The sequence below is a fragment of the Dokdonia sinensis genome (assembly GCF_003688895.1).
Classification (GTDB): domain Bacteria; phylum Bacteroidota; class Bacteroidia; order Flavobacteriales; family Flavobacteriaceae; genus Dokdonia; species Dokdonia sinensis.
The window spans coordinates 40175-59915 of the sequence record NZ_REFV01000018.1 but is presented as its reverse complement, the minus strand read 5'-3'; the positions used below and the strand labels follow the sequence as shown (position 1 = coordinate 59915).

19 protein-coding genes are annotated in these 19741 nt (G+C 38.9%); 10 read left to right on the top strand and 9 right to left on the bottom strand.

Translation table 11 applies throughout. From position 1 onward, the window contains the following. Positions 1–1227: an NADH:ubiquinone reductase (Na(+)-transporting) subunit B gene (locus EAX61_RS14835; protein ID WP_121918497.1), complete on the bottom strand. Its 1227-nt coding sequence runs from the start codon at positions 1225–1227 to the stop codon at positions 1–3. A gap of 3 nt (positions 1228–1230) precedes the next feature. Further along, the gene (locus EAX61_RS14830; protein WP_121918496.1) at positions 1231–2577 is read right to left on the bottom strand and encodes a Na(+)-translocating NADH-quinone reductase subunit A; all 1347 of its coding nucleotides are present in this window, start codon (positions 2575–2577) and stop codon (positions 1231–1233) included. A gap of 453 nt (positions 2578–3030) precedes the next feature. Here EAX61_RS14830 and EAX61_RS14825 point away from each other — a divergent pair, with 453 nt between their 5' ends. From EAX61_RS14825 to EAX61_RS14805, 5 genes are all read left to right on the top strand, one after another. After that, positions 3031–3498, top strand: coding sequence for a heme-binding domain-containing protein (locus tag EAX61_RS14825; protein ID WP_121918495.1), 468 nt, complete (start codon positions 3031–3033; stop codon positions 3496–3498). A 123-nt stretch (positions 3499–3621) separates the two neighbouring features. After that, positions 3622–4836 (top strand): DUF4856 domain-containing protein, encoded by a 1215-nt coding sequence (locus EAX61_RS14820; protein ID WP_121918494.1) that lies wholly within the window; start codon positions 3622–3624, stop codon positions 4834–4836. A 64-nt stretch (positions 4837–4900) separates the two neighbouring features. Then, on the top strand, positions 4901–6043 hold the full coding sequence (locus EAX61_RS14815) for an imelysin family protein (RefSeq protein WP_121918516.1): 1143 nt from the start codon (positions 4901–4903) through the stop codon (positions 6041–6043). Positions 6044–6090: 47 nt separating this feature from the next. Then, on the top strand, positions 6091–7494 hold the full coding sequence (locus EAX61_RS14810) for an HTTM domain-containing protein (RefSeq protein WP_121918493.1): 1404 nt from the start codon (positions 6091–6093) through the stop codon (positions 7492–7494). Then, on the top strand, positions 7475–9913 hold the full coding sequence (locus EAX61_RS14805) for a TonB-dependent receptor domain-containing protein (RefSeq protein ID WP_121918492.1): 2439 nt from the start codon (positions 7475–7477) through the stop codon (positions 9911–9913). The genes EAX61_RS14810 and EAX61_RS14805 overlap by 20 nt, the downstream gene beginning before the upstream one ends. Before the next feature lie 130 nt (positions 9914–10043). On the opposite strand, the gene EAX61_RS14800 is transcribed toward EAX61_RS14805, so the two are convergent. Beyond that, positions 10044–10289 (bottom strand): hypothetical protein, encoded by a 246-nt coding sequence (locus tag EAX61_RS14800; RefSeq protein WP_121918491.1) that lies wholly within the window; start codon positions 10287–10289, stop codon positions 10044–10046. A 251-nt stretch (positions 10290–10540) separates the two neighbouring features. Here EAX61_RS14800 and EAX61_RS14795 point away from each other — a divergent pair, with 251 nt between their 5' ends. The 3 genes from EAX61_RS14795 to apaG are packed head-to-tail and all read left to right on the top strand — an operon-like array spanning position 10541 to position 13405. Then, a complete protein-coding gene (locus EAX61_RS14795) occupies positions 10541–11809 on the top strand; it encodes a type IX secretion system plug protein (RefSeq protein ID WP_121918515.1) in 1269 nt (422 codons plus the stop codon). Between the two features lie 24 nt (positions 11810–11833). After that, a complete protein-coding gene (locus EAX61_RS14790) occupies positions 11834–13015 on the top strand; it encodes a DUF3667 domain-containing protein (protein ID WP_121918490.1) in 1182 nt (393 codons plus the stop codon). A 3-nt stretch (positions 13016–13018) separates the two neighbouring features. Continuing rightward, positions 13019–13405 (top strand): Co2+/Mg2+ efflux protein ApaG, encoded by a 387-nt coding sequence (gene apaG / locus EAX61_RS14785; RefSeq protein ID WP_121918489.1) that lies wholly within the window; start codon positions 13019–13021, stop codon positions 13403–13405. On the opposite strand, the gene EAX61_RS14780 is transcribed toward apaG, so the two are convergent. Continuing rightward, complete coding sequence (locus tag EAX61_RS14780) at positions 13374–14384, bottom strand: DUF6695 family protein (protein ID WP_201739469.1); 1011 nt, start codon at positions 14382–14384, stop codon at positions 13374–13376. The genes apaG and EAX61_RS14780 overlap by 32 nt on opposite strands. Then, positions 14381–15097, bottom strand: coding sequence for an NRDE family protein (locus EAX61_RS14775; protein ID WP_121918488.1), 717 nt, complete (start codon positions 15095–15097; stop codon positions 14381–14383). Before EAX61_RS14775 ends, EAX61_RS14780 begins: the two co-directional genes overlap by 4 nt. 112 nt (positions 15098–15209) lie before the next feature. Between EAX61_RS14775 and EAX61_RS14770 the strand changes: the two genes are divergently transcribed. Both EAX61_RS14770 and EAX61_RS14765 read left to right on the top strand, forming a co-directional pair. Next, complete coding sequence (locus tag EAX61_RS14770; protein WP_121918487.1) at positions 15210–15572, top strand: Na(+)-translocating NADH-quinone reductase subunit F; 363 nt, start codon at positions 15210–15212, stop codon at positions 15570–15572. Then, entirely contained in the window at positions 15572–16585 is a 1014-nt protein-coding gene (locus EAX61_RS14765) for an FAD:protein FMN transferase (RefSeq protein ID WP_121918486.1), read from the top strand. The genes EAX61_RS14770 and EAX61_RS14765 overlap by 1 nt, the downstream gene beginning before the upstream one ends. A 98-nt stretch (positions 16586–16683) precedes the next feature. Here EAX61_RS14765 and EAX61_RS14760 read toward each other — a convergent pair whose 3' ends face one another. The 4 genes from EAX61_RS14760 to EAX61_RS14745 form a co-directional block, all read right to left on the bottom strand. Then, positions 16684–17415: a hypothetical protein gene (locus tag EAX61_RS14760; protein ID WP_121918485.1), complete on the bottom strand. Its 732-nt coding sequence runs from the start codon at positions 17413–17415 to the stop codon at positions 16684–16686. 217 nt (positions 17416–17632) lie between these two features. Then, a complete protein-coding gene (locus EAX61_RS14755; RefSeq protein ID WP_121918484.1) occupies positions 17633–18397 on the bottom strand; it encodes a class I SAM-dependent methyltransferase in 765 nt (254 codons plus the stop codon). Positions 18398–18399: 2 nt separating this feature from the next. Beyond that, positions 18400–19218 (bottom strand): type I methionyl aminopeptidase, encoded by an 819-nt coding sequence (gene map, locus EAX61_RS14750; RefSeq protein ID WP_121918483.1) that lies wholly within the window; start codon positions 19216–19218, stop codon positions 18400–18402. 1 nt (position 19219) lies between these two features. Further along, complete coding sequence (locus tag EAX61_RS14745; protein ID WP_121918482.1) at positions 19220–19681, bottom strand: BT0820 family HAD-type phosphatase; 462 nt, start codon at positions 19679–19681, stop codon at positions 19220–19222. Between the last annotated feature and the right edge of the window lie 60 nt (positions 19682–19741).

Below are 19741 nucleotides of genomic sequence, written 5' to 3'. Positions count from 1 at the left end.
TTATGCTGTTTTAACTTTTAAACGTTTCAATCTTTTCTTCACATTTCCTTGAACCACGTAGTGATCAATAGTAGGAGCAAACACATTCATTAATAATATCGCGAGGAAAACTCCTTCTGGATATGCAGGGTTAAATACACGTATCATTATAGATATGAAACCTATCAAAAACCCATAAATCCATTTCCCTTTATTAGTTTGTGAGGCCGTTACTGGATCGGTGGCCATATAAACGGCTCCAAACAAGATACTTCCTATAATAAGGTGTTGCCAGAAAGGAACACTCATCAGACCGTGAAATTTACTCGTATCGTCTATCCATCCAGCATCCACAACGCCGTTAAAGATAAGTCCCATAACAAGCGCACCTACAAGGGTAGAGAAAATAATTCTCCAGCTTCCGATTTTTGTAAATATCAAGAAAAGAGCACCTACGATAATGAGGATTTTTGAGGTTTCTCCTACAGATCCTGGTATGAATCCGAGGAACATATCAGAGTAATCATAAGGTATAGTAGTTGCATTTTGAGCATAGCTACCAAGTATGGTTTCTCCAGAGATCGCATCAGGTCCTCCTGCTCTTTCTACAGCTTCGTGTACCCAAACTTTATCTCCAGACATCCACGTAGGGTAGGCAAAGAATAAGAAAGCACGTATGGTAAGTGCAGGATTCAGGATATTCATTCCTGTTCCTCCAAATACTTCTTTCCCAATTACAACTCCGAACACTACTGCAACAGCAAGCATCCATAATGGAATGTCAATAGGAACGATAAGCGGTACTAGCATACCTGTTACTAGGTATCCTTCCTCTACTTCGTGTCCTTTAATAACTGCAAAAATAAATTCCACAAGAAGTCCGACACCGTAAGAAACAATTACTAAAGGAAGTACTGTCCAAGCTCCGATAGCAAAGTTGTCCCAGTTCCAGAAGTTAGTACTAAAGAAACCGTCTGCTCTATATTGAGCTGCAGTTCCAGCCGCTTCAGCAATGGCGTAGTAGTGCTGGTATCCAGCATTAAAAATCCCAAAAAGTAAACAAGGCAATAATGCTATGATTACTGTATTCATCGTACGCTTAAGATCATCTACAGCACGTATGTGAGCACCACTATGTGTGGTTTCATTGGGGCTATACAAGAAAGTATGTAATGCATTAAATGCAGGGGCCATTTTCTTGCCCTCATACTTCAATTTAAGCTTATGCAAGTTTTGTTTTAATCCCATAACTTATCCTATTTCTTTATACATAACGTCAAGTCCTTTACGGATAATTTCTTGGTGTGGTTGTTTAGATACACACATAAACTCCGTAAGAGCAAAATCTTCTGGAGCCACTTCATACATTCCAAGAGCTTCCATTTCATCTAAATCCTCTACCATACACGCTTTAAGGATTTGCATCGGGTAGATGTCCAGAGGGAAAACCTCCTCGTAATTACCAGTCACTACAAATGCGCGGTGCTCTCCATTTGTATTTGTATCGAGGTCGTACTTCTTCTTTGGGTTTAACCAAGAGAATGTAAGCGCTCGTGACGGAGAAATTTTATCAAATACAGGCTTATTCCATCCGAAGAATTCGTAATCATCACCTTCAGGTATTGCAACAAATTCTGTAGCATAAAAACCTAAAGCTCCGTCCGGCTTTATTTGCTTTCCAGTAAGCACATTTCCAGAGATAAAACGATTATTATCACCTTCTATTCCAGCATCATAAGCAAACGTCGAAACCTCCGAGCCTATAATCGTTCTGTAATATTTAGGTTTTTTAACCGAACTGCCAGAAACCGAAATGATACGAGCAGGATTAAATTTTCCAGTAAGGAAAAGCTCCCCTACAATCACAAGGTCCTGAGCTCCTATAGTCCAAGCTGTTTCCCCCTTATTTATAGGATTTATTTTATTAATGAGTGTTCCCACATTCCCAGCTGGGTGCGGTCCATTCATATGATATGTAGTCACATTGTTTAAGCTAGCAAAAGGCGATGCGTTTGAGCCAACAGAAATATGAATTCCCCCAGCTGTTAACATATTGAGGCCATCTATAGCTGCTTGCAATTCTTTTTCTTTTCCAGCAAGAACAAAGTCTAGATCTGGAGAAAGTGGAGCAGTGTTTAGTCCAGAGATGAAAATCGCTTTAGGTTCAACTTCCGGATTTGCCACAACATCATAAGGACGTTGTTTTATAAACCACCATAATCCGCAAGAAAGTAATTTTTCTTTTACCGCTTCGGCATTTGCATTTGCAGGCAATATCCCAAAATCAACTTCTTCGCCATTGTGATCGGCTTCGATAATGATGTCTGTAATTACTCGACGAGCACCGCGTTTTATTTCGGTGATTGTTCCAGCAACAGGAGATACAAATTTAATTTCTTCTCTTGATTTTGAGTAAAATATCACGTCACCTTTGGCAAGTTTGGCACCTTCTTTAAGAACCAATTTAGGAGTAACGAGATGAAAATCTGAAGGTCTTATTGTAATGGTACGCGACTTAGGCCCCTCAGAAATAGTCTTTTCTGCTTCGCCTACTAATCGGATATCAAGACCTTTTTTGATTTTGATGTCTTTTGACATATGTCAGTAGATTTATGTTATCTAAAATCCCAAATTTTTGGGTGCGCAAATTTACGAATTTCAAGACGTATTTTCATAACAGACAATTCGCTATCATATTATTTATATTAATTCTAAATAAGGTGTTTTGAGATTTCTTCAACAAAATGCAATATGTAGTCTTAAAAACATAGGTTTACCGTTATTTTATGGTAAATAAGTGTGGTTTTGTCTAGCTTTTCAACAATAGGCTTCTGCTTTCAAAAGTTTTGAGATTTTCTCTCATATCAATTTTTAGAATCTTTCTTGTCGAAAGAGGTTTTTTATTCCGCTTTCGCGAAAGCGGAAGCACCCACGAACACAATCTTAAACCTTTGAAGAAGACAAATACTTTTATTTAGAATAATTAAAAATAAGATTGTTTTTTATACCGATGGTTTTTATTTTTGCACCTCATTTAAAACACTAGACATCGTGAAATTCTTACGTTATTTTCTCATCATTGGCTTGATAGCTCTTGGTGTCATCCAGTTTTTCCGTCCAGAAAAAAATACGGGAGATTATGCAACAATTACCGCTTTTGAAGCTGAAACAAATGCAACGGCTGAAGTAAAAGCGATTTTAAAGACAAATTGCTACGATTGCCATAGTGGTGTTACCGAATATCCTTGGTATGCCGAGGTTGCTCCTATTTCTTTTTGGGTAGACGAGCACGTAGAAGACGGTAAAAAACATTTTAACGTGGCGGCTTGGGACAGCTATTCTCTTAAGAAGAAAGACCACAAGCTTGACGAACTTATCGAGGAGGTTGAAGAGGGTGAGATGCCCCTAGATGCATATACCTGGCTTCACGGCAATATGACTTCAGAGGAAAAAGAGGTTCTGGAGAATTGGGCAAAAGGAGTGAGAGCACAGCTACAGCTTCAAATGGCTTCAGAATAAATTGCTTAAATCAAATTTAACATATCCTTATTTAAATTTAATCTAAATAAACTTGGGAGAATTAAAAGTCTGTATTATTTTTGCTCCCAAAATCAATTACTATTTATATTAAGTCTAAATAAAATGAAGAAACTCTTATATACAGCCTTAGCAATTACAACAATCGCATTCACTTCTTGTGAGAATGATGACGATAATACAATAACAATATCGGAGGAAAATGTAGTAACGGCTCCAGCTACGTACTCTTTTGAACGCGACGGAGAAAGTACCGTAAGCTTTTCAGGACAAACGACACGCATTTTAATGGCTCAAGAACTTGTGAGCGCAATGAGCGATTTTGACAACGCAACTGTCCAGAGCTTGTCAGCTATGTTTGCAAATGAAAATAGCCCTTTTGAAAACGAAGATTTAAATGCTTCAGATAAAAGTGTAAAGAGTAAAGTTGCTGCGTCTCAGGATTACTTTTCTGGAGATGCTGCAGGTTCTGCTCAAATTAGAGCGTTTTTTGATGCACAACTTGCAGCTCAAATAAATGAAGTATTCCCAGCCCAAATGACACAGGCAGAAAGCGGTGTTGCAGGCCAAATTGCAGACGGGACAAGCACTCGTTATGTAAATGGAAAAGGCTTTGAATACAATCAAATTTTCGGAAAGTCACTCATCGGTGGGCTTATGTTGGACCAAACTCTAAATAATTATTTAGGAACAGCTGTTTTAGACGCTGGTACAAACCGTCAAGATAATGACAACAACGTTGTGGTAGATGGGACTGTCTACACAGACATGGAGCATAAATGGGATGAGGCCTTCGGGTACTTATATGGTAATGCTCCAGATGCTGCAAACGCAAATGTAACAATAGGTAATGACGATGATTTCCTTAATAAGTATGTGGGTAGGGTAGAAGGTGATGAAGACTTCGCTGGGATTTCGCAAGTAATTTTTGACGCTTTTAAACTGGGCCGCGCAGCAATTGTTGCTAAGAATTATGAAGTGCGTGATGCGCAAGCAGCCATTTTAAGAGAGAAATTATCTGAAGTAATAGGTGTGAGGGCAGTATATTATTTACAACAAGGTAAGATTGCTATTGAAGCTGGAGATATGGGGGCAGCCTTTCACGATTTATCTGAAGGATTTGGATTTATATACAGCTTGCAGTTTACACGTAATCCTGACACAGATGCACCGTATCTATCGGGGCAAGAAGTGCAAGGTTTTATAACACTCTTAAATCAAGGTAATGGTTTATGGGATGTAGATTCAGGTACGCTTGACTTGATTTCAAATACGATTGCAGACCGCTTTGACTTCACAGTAGCACAAGCAGGGAGTTAGGCATAATAATTTGTTTAAAAGTGGGACTTTAGGTTTCCTTCGGTAATAAAAAATGTTTGAGATTATGAAAAAGGTTTTTGGTTTATTAGTAGTAACACTAATCATGTTTGCTTGTTCTGAAAGTGATGATACAGGAATAATGACAGACGATGAAGGAGGGGTAAATCCTCCCGTAGGAACTTTTGATCGCAGCGCAATGCTATCAAACTGGGCAGATAATATAATTATTCCTAGTTATGTCGATTTTGACACAAAAATTGCAGCTCTTGAAACAGCTGTAGCGGCTTTTAGTGCAGATGCAACCACAGCAAATTTAGAATTAGTACGATCAGAGTGGCTTACAGCATACTCGACTTGGCAGCGCGTATCTATGTTTGAAATCGGCCCTGCAGAAACTGTAAACCTGCGTCTTAACGTAAATATTTATCCTACAAACACGACATTAATTCAGGATAATATTCAAAATGAGAACTACAACCTATCTCTATCATCCAATCGTGTGGCAAAAGGTTTTCCTGCTATAGATTATCTACTTTACGGAATAGCCCCAACAGATGAAGCTATTATTTCTAAATATGAGGGATCTGAGGCGGACGCCCTTAGACACCAGAATTATTTAAGTGCCGTCGTAGGGGACATCCGGTTACTTAGCACGGATGTGCTTGAACAATGGCAAGGGGATTATAGAGACATTTTTGTAAACAATGATGGTGCTTCTGCTACCGCGTCTACAGACCGCTTGGTTAATGATTACATCTTCTATTACGAGAAATTTTTACGTGCGGGAAAAATGGGGATACCAGGTGGTGTCTTCTCTGGTACTGTTGAGTCAGAAAATATAGAAGCCTTATATGCGGGTAATCTTTCTAAACAATTCTTTTTAGAAGGGCTTAACGCAACGCAGGACTTCTTTAATGGGAAGGCATATAATACAAACAGCACTGGCGAAAGTTTGAACAGCTATCTAGAAGAACTAAATACGGTATCAGATGGAGTTGCTCTTAATGACATTATAAACAACCAGTTTAACACGGCCAGAACGGCGGTTTCAAATCTGAGAAGTTTTGAAGAAGAACTAGCCGTAAATCCACCAAGTGATTTTCTAGAAGCTTACAACCAAGTGCAGCGAGTAGTACCATTACTCAAAGTAGATATGGTAAGTGCAATGAGCATCAGTATAGACTTCGCAGATGCGGATGGCGATTAACAAAGTCAAAGCTGAAATTAAAAAAAACAGAGTCCAAAAAACTCTAAATGAAAGACAAGATTACCCAATATTTGAATAGCCACACAGAGGCCGCTCCACTAGCGGTCTTTCGTGTGTTTTTTGGGATCTTGATGTTTGTGAGTATCGTTCGGTTTTGGAGTTATGGGTGGATTGAGAAATTTTACATCGCGCCTAAGTTTCACTTTACCTTCTATGGTTTTGAATGGGTTCGACCTTTTGGAGATTACACGTATCTGTTGTTTTGTATTTGTGCTGTTAGCTCCTTAATGATCACATTGGGCTGGAAGTATCGATGGGCTATCATAACCTTCTTTTTGAGTTTTACCTACATCGAGTTAATGGATAAAACGATGTACCTCAATCATTACTATTTCATATCCATACTTAGTTTCTTAATGATTTTTCTTCCTGCAGGAAAATATTTTTCTGTAGATGCGTTTACGCTTTCGCGAAAGCGTAATATAGAACCCATTCAATACATCCCTCGGTGGACGATAGACAGCATTAAGCTATTAATCGCCATAGTTTACATTTATGCGGGACTGGCAAAACTTAATAGCGACTGGCTCCTAAATGCGATGCCCCTTAAAATCTGGTTGCCGTCTAAGTTTGACATTCCGCTTATCGGGAATGTACTGGGAGAAGAGTGGGTGTCTTATGTTTTTAGTTGGTTTGGGGCTAGTTACGATCTTTTCATTCCGTTTTTATTGCTTTGGAAGCGCACCCGGATTTTTGCCTTTGTGATGGTCATCATATTTCACTTACTCACCCGTGTGCTTTTTCCCATTGGGATGTTCCCGTATGTGATGATTGTGAGTGCGCTCATTTTCTTTGATGCAGGGTTTCATAAGAAGATTGTTTACGCTTTCGCGAAATTTATCCCGAGCTTGTCTCGTGGAGCGGTAAAATACCCAAAGCAACTCCTAGAATCTAACCTATACTATAAACCGAAGCATCCGAAAGTTGCTAGAGTTTCGCTTACCGTCGTTGCTATTTTCTTTATAGTACAAATCCTCTTGCCTTGGCGTTACCTTGCATATCCAGGCGAGTTGTTCTGGACCGAAGAGGGGTATCGCTTTTCTTGGCGGGTGATGCTTATGGAGAAATCCGGATATGCACAATTTAAGATTGTAGACGGCGTAACAGGGAGACGTTTTTACGTGGATAATACAGATTTTCTTACGCCACTTCAAGAAAAGCAAATGAGCTTCCAGCCAGACTTTATTCTGGAATATGCACATTATCTTCGCGACCATTTTGAATCGCAAGGACATCAAGATGTCGGAGTTTACGTAGAATCCTTCGTAGCGCTTAACGGGAGGCTGAGTGAGACCTATATCGATCCAGAAGTGAACCTCGCCAAAGTTGAAGAATCCTTTGCCCATAAAAATTGGATAAAACCATTTACAGATGAAATTAAAGGCTTGTAGTATATTATTTTTCCTTCTTGCTACCTTTTCGGTAATGGCGCAGTATTCGTTCTCGGGTGTCGTGACAGACGAGAGTGGAAACCCCATTCCTGATGTTGAGGTGTATGTGCGGGAAGCCAGCAAGTCTGCCACTACTGATAGGTCGGGTAAATTTAATATTGACAATATCGCTACTGATACGTATTCCATTGTTGTTTTTGGATTTGCATTTGAGTTAGTGGAGGAACGACTTGAAATAACTCAGGACATTGTAAAGAATTATAGTTTGAGTCCGCTAGGGGAGTCACTTTCTGAAGTAGTGCTGACCAACAGGAGAGAGAAAATTTTTGCCCTGCGCTCGCTCAAAAAAGTAGAAGGTACAGCTATTTATGCAGGGAAAAAGAGTGAGGTTGTCATTCTGGATCAACTCACCGCAAACCTTGCGGCGAACGCACCGAGACAAATTTATAGCCAAGTAGTAGGATTGAATATTTATGAAAACGGAGATGCAGGATTACAACTTAATATAGGTGGGCGAGGTTTAGACCCGAACCGCTCGGCCAACTTTAATATTAGACAGAACAATTATGATATTAGTGCAGATGTGCTGGGATATCCAGAGAGTTACTACACCCCACCTGCTGAGGCATTAAGTGAAATACAAGTCGTACGTGGGGCTGCTTCATTGCAGTACGGAACGCAGTTCGGCGGCCTCATAAACTTCAAGTTCAAAAAACCAAATCCTACTGAAAAAATCGAACTCGTATCTAGGCAGACAGCTGGGTCCTATGGATTGCTTACTTCGTTTAACAGTCTGAGTGGTACGGTGGGAAAATTGAGCTATTACACCTTTTTTAATTATAAGGAGGGAGATGGCTGGAGACCTAATTCGCAATTTAATAGTAGGAATTACTTTGTACATCTAGGGTACCAACTTTCTGAAAAAACGAAGCTCACGGGAGAGCTGACGCTTTTTAATTATCTTGCCAAACAAGCTGGAGGGCTCACGGATACTCAGTTTCTGGAGAGTCCAGATTTTAGTAATCGCAACCGCAACTGGTTTGATGTAGATTGGAAGGTATATTCTTTGCGACTGGATCACTCCTTTAGTGATAAAACAGATTTTAGCCTCAACCTTTTTGGACTGGATGCAAGGAGAAGTGCTGTAGGTTTCAGGACAAATCGAGTTTCTCAGCCCGATGATTTAGAAGAGCCACGAGAGTTACTAATAGATGATTTTTCTAATTGGGGAGCAGAGGCAAGGTTGCTTAGTAGGTATCAAATAGAAGGTACAGATGCTGTCTTTTTGATAGGGAGTAAATATTATGATGCGGCAAACAGTCAGAAGCAGGGACCTGGAACCATTGCAGGTGACGCAGATTTTTCTTTTGCAACTGATCAGTTTCCGAATTACGAACGCCAAGCAGCTTTTGAATTCCCTAACAGGAATCTTGCTATTTTTGGAGAAAATATTTTCAATATTACAGATAGGTTTACGGTAACTCCAGGCTTTCGTTTTGAATATATCAAGACTGCTAGTGAAGGGTTCTTTAAAAACATTGTGCTAGATCTTGCTGGAAATCCTTTAGTAAATGAAGAGGTGCCTGACAATAGAGATTTTGAACGAAACTTTCTATTATTAGGTGCGGGACTGACTTATGATTTGAGTTCTTCAGTAGAGTTATATGGGAATTTTAGTCAGAACTATCGTTCTGTAACATTTAATGATATCCGAGTGGTTAATCCTTCTTTTGTAGTAGATGAAAATATTACAGATGAAGAAGGCTTCACTACAGATGTAGGAGTGCGAGGGCGTGTTGATGATATAGTTTCTTATGATGCAAGTTTTTTTGCCGTGCGCTACAATGAACGACTAGGCGAAGTACTTTTTGTAGATACTGATAACAGTATAAAGCGTCGTCGTGGGAATATAGGTGATGCTTTTATTTATGGTCTGGAATTTTTTGGAGATTGGAATGTGCGCAATACTTTTTTCCGCGAAAGCGAAAATACTAAACTCAACATTTTTGTAAATCTTGCCCTTACAGATTCTGAATACGTAAGTTCTGACGCCGTAGGAGTGGAAGGAAATAAAGTGGAGTTCATTCCAGAGGTTAATTTTAAAACGGGAGTGAACTTCGGGTACAAGAATGTTACAGGTAGCATTCAATACACCCATCTAACTGAACAATTTACGGATGCTACTAATGCGCCACAGGATGTAAATGATAATCAGCGAGGTATCGAGGGGACGATTCCTTCTTACGGAATTCTTGATATTTCGGCAGCATATACTTGGAGACGGTTCAAACTTGAAGCTGGAATAAATAACGCGTTAGATGAGGTGTACTTTACCAGACGTGCAACAGGTTATCCCGGCCCAGGAATCATCCCAAGTGAACCGCTTACGTTTTACACAACGTTACAAGTGAGGTTATAGTTTTCTGGAAAAAGGTTAAAAAATGCTTTCCGGAATGATGATCCAAAAAGCATTATTATTTTCGAGTTCGAGTTCGAGTTCGAGTTCGAGTTCGAGTTCGAGTTCGAGTTTTAGTTCTAGTTCGATTTCCTTACGCTTCTCCTTGTGGCGCCCAGGATGCGCATAACATTCCAGGAGCGGCTTTTGTAGGGTTTGCGCAGTCGCTTTCTTCATAGCGAGAACAGGTCACGCAGTTTCTGTCATCTTTAAGTGAAGCTCTCATATCAAAACTATCACAAGTATATTTTGCACTTACATGTACTTGGTGTTTTTTACAGAAGTTCCCATCTTTTAGTTGGTTGCAATTGCTACAATTATGTGCGAGGGTAATAGCCATATCTTTTTCTTTTTGATTTATTTAAAGTTAGGGAAATTTAACTCCCTTTTTTCAGAATGTATTGTTAATCAAATAGTTTGTATTTAGATTGACTTAAAATAAAGAATGTTTGAATGCGATATTGGGGTTTGTTTGCTTTCGCGAAAGCATATAACTCATCATTACTTTTAAAACCTGATTAAAGGAACTTCCATCTCAACAAAATATCTCGGCAAGGAATTTGTTTATATTTGATGTATCAAGCAATTTTTATGAAAAGCATATACTTTTTTCTTTCACTTATTTTACTTTCAACCGGAAATTTACTTGCACAAGCGGCCGAAGAAATGCCTGCTCCGCCATTTATTCGTACGGTCCAGTTTCGCGAAAGCGGAAGCCTTCTCAACGCCCAAGCACAACTTCCTATCATTAGGTTAGGATCGGGTCTAGAGTTAAGCTTTGACGATATTATAGGTGACGAGGCAAATTACTTTTATAAGATTACCCACCATAATGCAGACTGGACAGAGAGTAACTTAATGCGTTCAGAATTTATGGATGGGATGGATGATGTGAGAATTCTTGATTATGAAAACTCCGTAGCTGTCCTTCAGTTATATACTCATTATAGGTTAAAAATCCCTAACAGGAATGTAAAGAGGCTTACAAAAACAGGGAATTATATGCTCAGTATATATAATGATAACCACGAGCTTATTTTCTCTAGAAAATTTATGATATATACGCCAGCACTTGCCGTAGGAGCGCAAGTTAAACGACCGAGAGATCTGGAGTTTGTAGATGAGAAACAAACATTACGCTTTTTTGTGGATGGAGGTGATGACCAACTTATAAATCCAAGGCGTAACGTAAAAGTCGTGTTGCTACAAAATAATAACCTAAAAACTGCTATTACAGATATAGAGCCTCAATATACTATTGGTACAAAATTAGAGTATCGTTATGATGAGGAAACTGCTTTTTGGGCAGGGAATGAATTTTTTGGGTTCGAAAACAGGGATTTTAGAGCCGCCACAGCTGCAATTCAATACATTGAGGTACGCGATTTATACCATAACTTTCTTTTTACAAACCCAACACGACGCGATCAAATATACACATACAACCCAGATATAAACGGTAATTTTCTGGTAACAACGCTTCAAGGGATAAATCCTGAGAGCGAGGCAGAGTACGTGTGGATCCATTTTTCACTCCAGCATCCCAAACTAGAAGATGATCAGGAAATGCATGTTTATGGAAACTTCAATAATTATGAGATTGAGAAAACAACAACCATGGAGTGGAATGAGAAACAACAGATTTATGAGCTCCCGTATTTATTGAAGCAAGGTTTTTACAATTACAAGTATGTTATTGTAGACAAAAATGGAGAGATAGACCCTCAGATCCAACCTGGCGGTAATTTTTGGCAAACAGAAAATGAGTATCAAATTCTGGTGTACTATCGCAGGCCCGGAGGACGTTTTGATGAATTGATAGGTTACGGGCAGACAAACTCCACAGACATCACAAATTAAGCAGAATAATTCTATATTTATCGGATGAAGGAAACCCCGGTAAAGTCTAATAGTAGACTCGCGATGCAATATCGCGGGGTAGAGTGTCTCAACTGTGGACATCCGTTAGATCTGACCGACCGGTTTTGTTCATACTGTGGACAAATTAATACTACAAAACGACTTACATTGTCAGATTTCTTTAAGGAATTTGTACTAAGTGTTTTTACATACGATTCCCGTTTCAGACACACACTTAAAGATTTACTTTTTAAACCAGGAACTATCACAAAAAACTATGTGGAGGGTAAGCGATTACATTATGCAAACCCTTTTCGGTTTTTCTTGAGTGCTTCTATACTTTACTTTATTCTTTTAGGATTGTTGGGTCTTTTTGATAGTGATCAGACTATGAATTTAGATGGTTCTGCTTTGGAGGTTAGGGATGATAATGGTAATGAGATCGATGCAGATGAGTTTGTAAACGACCTTACCACAGACTTGGGCGAGATAAAAAATTACAACGATCCTGATGAAATTGAAGAAAAAATAAACAAATCTATAGAGCAATCTATGGCAAGAATAAAGGAGGCAAAGCTAGACTCCACGCGACTTAAAAATGAGAAAGTCTATGATTATATTTCTGAAGACAGTCTGAAAGACCTGAGCTGGTTAAATAGGAATATACAGAAAATAGACTTATTTACAGACTTTTATAAGAGTACAGAGATTAGAAGTGCATCAAAAGCTCTCGACAGTCTTAAGTATGAGAAAACAAAAACTAATGTGTGGTTGTATCAAAAAAATAATGATTTAAAACGTATAGAAGATAATCCCGCTCGTTTTCTCTATTATCTCGCTTCTAAAACCCCGTTTTTTATCTTTTTCTTTTCTCCCATTTTTGCATTGTTTTTCTGGCTGATCTACTCTAAAAAGCGATTTAATTATATGGAGCATCTGGTGCTTATCTTCCATATTTTTAGTTGGGTTTTTGTCGTATTATTAATTGCTTTGATTCCAGATTACTTGTTTTTTGAGAAAAACGTTGTCGCTGCGATACTACTTTTATTAGTGGGACCGTTTTATTTTTACAAAGCCTTGCGCAATTTTTATAAGCAGGGGAGATTCATAACAATTATAAAATTTGTATTTTTAAACTGGGTTTTTTTAATAGGCACAACCCTTTTTGCGTTGATATTCTTTGCAGTAACCGCAGTATTTTTTTAGATAATGGTTCAACAGGTCACAAGAGGTATAAAGATTTCGGTAGAAACAACTTTTGAGGGGACATTTTATAAAAATTATAAAATGCACTTCGCCTTTGGTTACAAAGTAACTATAGACAATCAGTCTAAAGATGCCGTACAATTAATGGCGCGCCATTGGAAAATATATGATGCTCTAAATGTTCCTGAAACAGTAGATGGTGAAGGAGTGATAGGGAAGAAGCCTGTACTCAGACCTGGTGAGAAACATACCTACAGTTCTGGTTGCTTGCTTACTTCTCCCTTTGGAGCGATGGAGGGTTTTTATCAGATGGTAAACTTTACAACCACAAGAAAATTTAGAGTAAAAATCCCAACATTTAAGCTGAGTGCGACATTTGCGATGAACTAGACTTTTTATCCTCTTTCCGTTCAAGTTTAAAACAAAAATTTTTTCCACCTTGTTCAATAGTGCAAAATGCGCAATTTGAGTCGTAAACAAAGGTGTATGTTTTACTAAGTTCAAATCCTTTGGGAATAGTAGTTATACCCTCAAAATCTAACAGCCCCTCTTCAGTATACCTTCTTATTGCGGCAGAAGTTTCCGAGAGTGGTTCTAAGTAGAAATAAGCACTACTTCCTATACCGGTAAGTAATTGTGCTTCCTTAGGTAGGCTTTTAAGATGGGAGTCATTATGCCTAGGCATATTTACTTTTTTGTCAAAGTAGTTGGTTAAATTTTCGCGTAAAGCGGTAGAATTAAAGATGCTAACTTTTCCATTTAAAACCTCAAATACAACATCACTTGCACTCTTCTCCACATTGCCTACGGTGCTTGGAGTAAACTTTTTGTTCCACTTAAGACGTTTTATTATAGCTTTTTCATCTGTAGATGCAAGAATGGTCTCTGTAACCAGCCGTGAGCAATTACTGCCTTCTTTACCAAAGGCACGATACGGAATGCTGCCTTGCGACTGTAAATCGAGGATGTATTTTATGGCTTTTTCATAATTTATGGATTCACAAAGTGAAGCCACCAGTCTTCCTGAGCCGTGTGTTTTTTCTGGATGTGCATCAAGCCAAATCAAAAAATCATCAAGATTTTCGAGCTTTTTATTTTTAATTTTAGCCTTAAACGGAATCTCCAGCTCTACGTCTGTAATCGCTCCTCTTACCCTGCCCTTACCTGGAGGTGTGATATATCTACCAAAATCAAAATATTGTGCGTTTCCGGTCTCATTTTCTATTAATACAAGAGCAGCGTGACCAGCTTTTATATGTGTCCGCGTGCCCAATCCCACGAGCGGCAAAATCTTACACATCAACTCATCAGACATCTTTACAAAGGTGTCTGGAAAAGCAAGGACAATTATTTTACCTGTATGATTCAAACGGGAATCATATCAAAAGTGGTTGCGTGTACTTCATCTTTTTGAAAATCGTGATACGTCATTGTACATTTTTCATCAGTCTTCTCAACTTGTGTGATACTTACTGTTTTTAGTAAGCCTCGGTTCATTCTCAAGTCTATGTGCGCGTCACCTTCACCAGCGGTGGTGTGAAAATTTAAAAGTGCCTTTGAAGACCAATCTGTAGTTGCACTAAAAACAGAAAACCAGTTACGTCGTTTTTCTTTCATATTGGCGTCATATAGCGTAGAAGAAGACCATATTCTTGGAGTATCATCGAGTACCGTAATATGGGCTTTGTGGCCATCCCAAACCAGTTCTGTTGCAACTAACTTGTCTTGCCAATCTACAGCTATGATCGTAAAAGGTTCAATACCACTATAATCAAAGTTTCTAATCTCGATAGCAAGATCGTCTGCCTTGAGCAACTCTTTTACAACAATTCCTCTACTCATCCTATAATGCTCAACACGCACGTGATTTTCAAAACCGCCGTTGAGTAAGCATATCAGTCTACTTTTTTCAGACAGTCCAATCCAGGATCCACCAGCTACGGCGTCTTTAGGAAACAGCATCTTAACGCCATCTATATCGTAAAAGCTGGGAGCAAGCGTTGTGCGTCCCGATGCTTCATCGCGATTAGAAGTGAGGATAAAGTTAGCATTGGATAAGGGGATATAAGTAACCGTACACATATTGAAAATGTCGAAAATAAAGTTTGCAACTTACGAAAAAACTACGGGTTTATGATTGTTTAGAAACGTGACTACACTATGAAACATCTATTGCCCTTCGTATCTTTGCGCTATGGCAGTTTTTCTCACAGAACAGGAATTACATAACCTTGCGATGAATATCGTAGGGGAAGAATTAACAGCAGATGGTTTTGAATTTCTCGCTGTTAACTCAAAACTCAAAAAAGACCCGCAATTTGTGGCGCTCAAAGACAAAAAGTTACATTTTGTTATCGTTCGAGCACGGTCGTTTCCAGACGATGCAAATGTTTATGATGAGGCCTTTATGATTAAAATGCGCGACAACGCTATAAAGTTTGAAGCACGCACATTTTACGCTGGCGTGGGGCTTGGTCACGGTGATAATTATCAGAACCCCGTAGAGAAAGATCAGCCATACAGAATGATTTATAACGGCCTTCAAGAAATATTGTAATGCGCTATTTTCTATACCTTCTCGTACTAACGCTTTTTAGTTGTAATAAAGAGAAAACATCCGATGAGATCACCATTCGCGGGGAAGCCTTTGGGACAACCTACGCCGTAAAATATTATGGAAATGTGGACGATGCTCCAATCATCCAGAAAAGTATAGACTCTGTAGTCACAGTTGTAAACCAGTCTATGAGCACCTATATAGAAGACAGCGATATCTCAAAAATAAATCGTGGCGATAGCACTATTGTGGTGGATGAAATGTTTAGGGACGTTTTTACGCTTTCGCGAAAGCTGTACCAGACCACTTCCCACTATTTTGACCCAACCGTAGGAACCCTGCGCAATGCTTACGGCTTTGGAGATACAAAACCCCTTGCCGAAATTGATAGCACAAGATTAGATTCTATGATGCAATATGTAGGATTTGATAAAGTCGAATTAAAAGCTGACGGCACCATAAGTAAGCAATATCCAGAAATTTATTTTGACTTTAATGCAGTTGCCAAAGGCTATGGTATAGACCGCATCGCAATCTATTTAGAAGCTAAAAACAAAGCCGACTATCTTATTGAACTCGGGGGCGAAATACGAGCTCGAGGGAAGAACCAAACTTCGGGAAAACCGTGGTCAGTAGGAGTAGAGAGCATTGACTCAAAACTTACGGACAGATCATCCTCTATTTTAGTAGGACTCTCAGATGTCTCGATGGCCAGCTCAGGAAACTACCGAAAAAATAGAGTAGATGAGCTCACAGGAAAAGAATACGTTCACACCATAAACCCACTAACAGGCTCCGCCGAAAAGAGTGATGTACTAAGCGCTACCGTAATCGCAAAGGACTGTGCCACGGCAGATGCTTATGCAACCGCTTTTATGGCAATGGGCTTAGAGCGTTCTAAATCATTATTAGCAGCCCTTGATGGAATCGAAGCATATCTTGTTTTTGCTGGAGAAGGGAATACTAAAGGAACGTACGCTACTGCAGGATTTGAGAAGTTGATTGTAGATTAACTACTTCCAAAACGAAAGAAAATCTGCTCATTCTGACTAGACTCCAAGTGTTCTCAATCTTAGTCTTTGTAGACAAATTTAAATGTTTATGAAGCGATTTAATTCTTTAAAAAATGCTGTACTTCTCTAGCGATTCCTTTCAAAAGATCATTTGAAACATTTGCACTCAATTGTCTAGTGTGAAGTACAATTTTAGTTTTGTCTTTATTCCAATGTATCCAATATTTTTGAGTCCCGCGGCCTTTTTCTTCAATAAAATCTACGTTAAAAATATCTGTAATTTCACTTCCTGAAATGTAATTGCTACAAGCTAATACTACGATTGAAAAATCTTGAATAAAACTAGACTTAAAAAAAGTTTCCTTTCGTTCTTGGAGTTTCTGCTTAAATTCTGCTCTCTTTTGAGCTTTTCCTGTTGTCTTAGCCGGCAAAGTGCTCATTTCAGTAATAAAAATATTTTCTTGAAAATTTATCACCTCATTGCTTATTTTATCAAAAATGTAATCGTTGAGTTTTTGATATTTTCTCCAAGTATGTCCTTCTTTAGTTATGGACGCTCCCTTGAATGCATATAAGGGATTATTATCATCGTTTTCCATCCTCCAAACAGGAATATCGATTTGGCTTACGTTGTTATTGATATTTTGTAGCCAGTCAATATTGTTTTTATTGAATGATTCCAAATTTTTAACCTCTAGTTCTTTATGTTTTCCATCTTCTATGTCAGTCGCCACTTCCTTCCCAACTATAAGGATTTGGCTGTTAGGGTTCCCTGTACCTATATATGTTTCAAGTTTAACTAAATCTTTAAAGTTATCTGGATAAGTCATTTTTATATGTTTTTCTCAAAGATATTCTAATATAATTCGATGCCGAACTTGAAAGATAACTTTATATCAACGCTTATAAATTGCTTTAAATTAAATGTTAGATTTTTTCTTTAAAAACTCGATAACGATAGAGAATCATTTTTTTATAAAGTATTTCAGGAGGAATAGCTATATAAAAGCTCGGTGGTAAAATCATTAAAATTTAAATCTCGGAAAATCACTTATAGCACACTGGTAAAACCTCACCTTGAGCAAGTCGATAACGATTTACTTCGTCTGGCGAAATAGAAGTGGTATAATCTACCTCATCTACTTTAAAACCAACCGCTCTCAGTTTATCAAAATAATCTCTTCCATACACACGAACGTGGTCGTACTGTCCAAAAATTTTAGCGCGCTCCTCACGATCTATTATAGCGTCATCTTCAAAGGTTTCGGTTCTGGAGAGGTCTTGTGGAATTTGGAGAATTGCCATTCCGCCAGATTTGAGGACGCGATATAGCTCTTGCATCGCTTTTGTATCGTCTGGGATATGTTCTAAAACGTGATTACAAAAAATGATATCGTAGCTATCACTTTCAAATGGAAGGTCACATATATCTGCCTTTACATCTGCAAGTGGGGAGTTGAGGTCTGTGGTGGTGTAGTTGAGGTGGCCCATTTTGCGAAAGCGTTTAAAAAAAGCTTGCTCTGGAGCAAAATGTAACAGGCTAGCAGGTTTTGAAAAAAAATCCGTCTCACGTTGCAACCATAGCCACAAAAGGCGGTGCCTTTCTAGCGAAAGGGTAGAAGGGGAGAGCACATTCTCTCGCGGCGTACCATAACCGTAAGGCAAGAATTTACGAAATGTTCTTCCGTCTATGGGATCTTCATAACGATTACCTTTTAAGAAAAACGCAAGTAAGGGGCGTGCCACGTAACTCAACCGTATGAGAAGTGGGCGCGGTATCGCATTGAGAAAAAACTTGAATATTCTTTTCACAATTAGAGTGCTAAAGCCTGGCTGCGAAAGGGAACTTCCTCGTCGCTTTCTATTCCTAAAGCCTTATAGATATATGCGAAAGTAGAAAGCAATTCTGGCTTTCCGTCTACAATCGCGACGTCGTGCTCAAAGTGTGCACTCGGTTTCTTATCTCGTGTAGTAATGGTCCAGCCGTCGCTGTGTTGTTTGATCGATTTCGTTCCCATATTCGTCATAGGCTCAATGGCGACTACCATACCTTCGATAAATTTTTTGCCACGCCCGCGTTTTCCGTAGTTGGGCATTTCTGGGTCTTCGTGCATTGTGCGACCCAATCCGTGTCCTACCAGCTCGCGTACGACTCCATAACCGTGATCTTCAGTAAACTTCTGGATGGCATAGCCTACGTCACCCACACGCTTCCCAACTCTGAACTGCTCGATACCTACATAAAGCGATTGTTTTGTCACATCTAGAAGTTTTTGCACCTCTTGCGATACTTCACCCACAGCAAATGTGTAAGCGTGATCTCCATAAAATCCGTTCTTAACAGCGCCACAGTCTATGGAAATAATATCGCCTTCTACAAGCGGTTTGTCATTAGGAATACCGTGTACCACTTGCTCATTAGGACTCATACAAAGTGTGTTTGGGAAATCATAAAGACCCAGAAAACCGGGAACTGCATCCTGACTACGTATATAATCTTCGGCGAGTTTGTCCAGCTGTAGGGTGGTCACGCCAGGTTTTACCTCGCTAGCTATCATTCCTAAGGTTCTGGAAACCACAAGAGCGCTCTCGCGCATTAACTCTATCTCTTCTCTTGTTTTGGCAATAATCATACTAATCGTTTTCTTCTTTAAAAAGTTCTTCTATTCTTGAGAAAAACCCCTTTTTATCTTTCTTTCTACGCACCGAACTTCCCTTCTTTTTGAGTGCAGGTTGCGCTGTTTTTTTGTTGCTTAAAATATGGTATATCTCGCCCCAACCCTTCATACCCGTTACATCACGGTCGTCTATAAAAACATCTGCATTTATTTTTCGGCTTATGTTTTCTGTATACACCTCTTCCGGATAACTTTTATTTACGGCGTAAAAATGAAGTCCATTAGCTGCACAAAAGGCAACGGCATCCTCCAAAGGTTTTCCCGTTCTATATGTCCATAATATAAGCTGATGTCCTTCGGATTGTAGTTTTTTAAGCGTGTCAAAGGCAAAAATTAAAGGCTTACCTATACTTGGGTAAGCATTTTCTACAATGGTTCCGTCAAAATCTACCGCTATGATCTTCGTTTCCAAAAGGATTTAATTTTCGGCAAAGATACATATTTCGGTAGGTTGTCGTATTTCAGGTTAAAGATGCAA

What these genes read in the sequence shown, in the direction of transcription:
- EAX61_RS14815 (WP_121918516.1), top strand. Translation starts at nt 4,901, where the DNA reads ATGAAAAAGGTTTTTGGTTTATTAGTAGTAACACTAATCATGTTTGCT.
- EAX61_RS14800 (WP_121918491.1), bottom strand. Translation starts at nt 10,289, where the DNA reads ATGGCTATTACCCTCGCACATAATTGTAGCAATTGCAACCAACTAAAA.
- EAX61_RS14805 (WP_121918492.1), top strand. Translation starts at nt 7,475, where the DNA reads ATGAAATTAAAGGCTTGTAGTATATTATTTTTCCTTCTTGCTACCTTT.
- EAX61_RS14765 (WP_121918486.1), top strand. Translation starts at nt 15,572, where the DNA reads ATGCGCTATTTTCTATACCTTCTCGTACTAACGCTTTTTAGTTGTAAT.
- EAX61_RS14770 (WP_121918487.1), top strand. Translation starts at nt 15,210, where the DNA reads ATGGCAGTTTTTCTCACAGAACAGGAATTACATAACCTTGCGATGAAT.
- EAX61_RS14830 (WP_121918496.1), bottom strand. Translation starts at nt 2,577, where the DNA reads ATGTCAAAAGACATCAAAATCAAAAAAGGTCTTGATATCCGATTAGTA.
- EAX61_RS14795 (WP_121918515.1), top strand. Translation starts at nt 10,541, where the DNA reads ATGAAAAGCATATACTTTTTTCTTTCACTTATTTTACTTTCAACCGGA.
- EAX61_RS14790 (WP_121918490.1), top strand. Translation starts at nt 11,834, where the DNA reads ATGAAGGAAACCCCGGTAAAGTCTAATAGTAGACTCGCGATGCAATAT.
- EAX61_RS14775 (WP_121918488.1), bottom strand. Translation starts at nt 15,097, where the DNA reads ATGTGTACGGTTACTTATATCCCCTTATCCAATGCTAACTTTATCCTC.
- EAX61_RS14760 (WP_121918485.1), bottom strand. Translation starts at nt 17,415, where the DNA reads ATGACTTATCCAGATAACTTTAAAGATTTAGTTAAACTTGAAACATAT.
- apaG (WP_121918489.1), top strand. Translation starts at nt 13,019, where the DNA reads ATGGTTCAACAGGTCACAAGAGGTATAAAGATTTCGGTAGAAACAACT.
- map (WP_121918483.1), bottom strand. Translation starts at nt 19,218, where the DNA reads ATGATTATTGCCAAAACAAGAGAAGAGATAGAGTTAATGCGCGAGAGC.
- EAX61_RS14810 (WP_121918493.1), top strand. Translation starts at nt 6,091, where the DNA reads ATGAAAGACAAGATTACCCAATATTTGAATAGCCACACAGAGGCCGCT.
- EAX61_RS14820 (WP_121918494.1), top strand. Translation starts at nt 3,622, where the DNA reads ATGAAGAAACTCTTATATACAGCCTTAGCAATTACAACAATCGCATTC.
- EAX61_RS14835 (WP_121918497.1), bottom strand. Translation starts at nt 1,227, where the DNA reads ATGGGATTAAAACAAAACTTGCATAAGCTTAAATTGAAGTATGAGGGC.